At 44.0% G+C, this 1,657-nt stretch carries 1 protein-coding gene; it reads right to left on the bottom strand.

From position 1 onward, the window contains the following. Positions 1-406: 406 nt before the first annotated feature. Positions 407-1,657: IS4 family transposase (locus ACFVVK_RS20455; protein WP_390271333.1), on the bottom strand; the 1,251-nt coding region annotated here is incomplete at its 5' end.

Genomic DNA, 1,657 nt, shown 5'->3' with positions numbered 1-1,657 from the left:
ACTTATATAAGATCAACTAAACATATACGTTTTGGCCGCTGCGCGAGTAGTTCATTCCTACGATCGCAGTATCAACCAGATTCTACGATTGAATTAGATATTTAAAAGTTAGAATCCGGCTGCAACGGCGAACACTTCGTTTCTATAGAAGGATCTTCTCGCTTCACTTAAAACATGTTTCTTTAGTTCAACCTATTTAGATGGAATTTCTCCCGCTATTTAGAGGGTTTTCGGGGTTTCGAGGCATTTAGTTGGAATTTCTCCATTAGCGTTGCATTAAACCTACCATATCTTCGCTAACCTATAAGTTTGTACAATAATTCACAAACTTTTTAACGTTAAATAAATAAAAGACAACTCCACCTAAGCGTAGGTAACCGAATTCCAAAAAAAGTTAAATGTAAGTTTATCTGTTTCTCTTCTTCGGCTGGCGAATAATCACGCCTGGTGTGAGGCTTAGTTTTATCGGGTCAGGCGGTCCTTTTTTTCGACTCCCTTTACTCCTCTTACTTGGTTTTCTTTCCATTTCATTCAGCAGCCTCTCCCATGGTTTTACCGCATAGATGCGAATCCATTGGGTGACCTGCCAGATGGATTGCTTCGTCTCGACTTTTTGCTTGACGTAATAGGCAAGCCCATAAGCCACAAGGGCTAAATAGATGTGATTCCAGACCGCTTCAGGCTGATAGCTATAAAGCTTTGCAAACTTTAAATGCTGTTTTAGCCACTTAAAGAATAGTTCGATCAGCCAACGGTTTCGATAAACTTCCATCAGCTCTGCTGCTGACAAGTCATGACGAGTGGTCGCAATCCGATAAAAACGTTCCTGTTCATCTTTGTACTCAATCAACCGTACGGGTGTTTTCATGCGTGTTTGGGGTTGGTTTCCAAGAAGAACGGTTGCGTCCCTCATGACTCTGGGCTCATCGGCTGGGAGGTTTCGCTCACTCAAAACCTCAGCACAATGATGATTGGCTATGCGAACCACAAAATCGATTTCACCCGCCGCCCATTTTTCCATTCGCTTATAGCAGACATAACCACGGTCCATGACGTAGAGCACGCCTGGGTCCACGACAAGTTGATCCGAACCTTCGTAATCGCCAATATTGCCAGTAGAAGCGATAATTTGGTCGGGATAGGCCGTTTGTTTGTCCACCACCAACAGCCGCGTGTGAACTTTTACGCTGTTTTGCTTCTTCGTAACATAGGCCCAGTCACCAAGCTTAGGTGGCATCCGGAGACTCGTGGAATCTACGAGTGCCAGTAGAAGTTTGTTGTGATTCATGTGGGATGCTTGACTCGCCTGCGCTTGGATCATCGCAACCACCGCTGCAAATAGCGCCTGTGTAACTTCAAGTGGAACCTCCAGCATTCGACGTGAGAGCTGAGATTTATCGATACTGTTGATGCCAAATTCAGACTGGTAGGCCTCATCGGAACGAATGGTCTTTGCAATGGTGCCAAGGGAGTCCCAAGCTAACAACTGCCCCGTAATAAAGATCTTCAAGAGATTAACCGTTTTTAGTTGTTTGCGATAATCGAGAAGAGGTGCAATAAAATCTTGTAAAGGAAGATAAGAAAGGCATTGACGAATCACTTGTTTATCCAGTACACTCAAGTTCAGGTGTCTCCTTTGTATGGGTGTATGGATTTG

This window comes from Arthrobacter sp. NPDC058192 (assembly GCF_042883665.1).
GTDB lineage: Bacteria > Actinomycetota > Actinomycetes > Actinomycetales > Micrococcaceae > Arthrobacter.
This window is presented reverse-complemented; position numbering and strand designations above follow the sequence as displayed.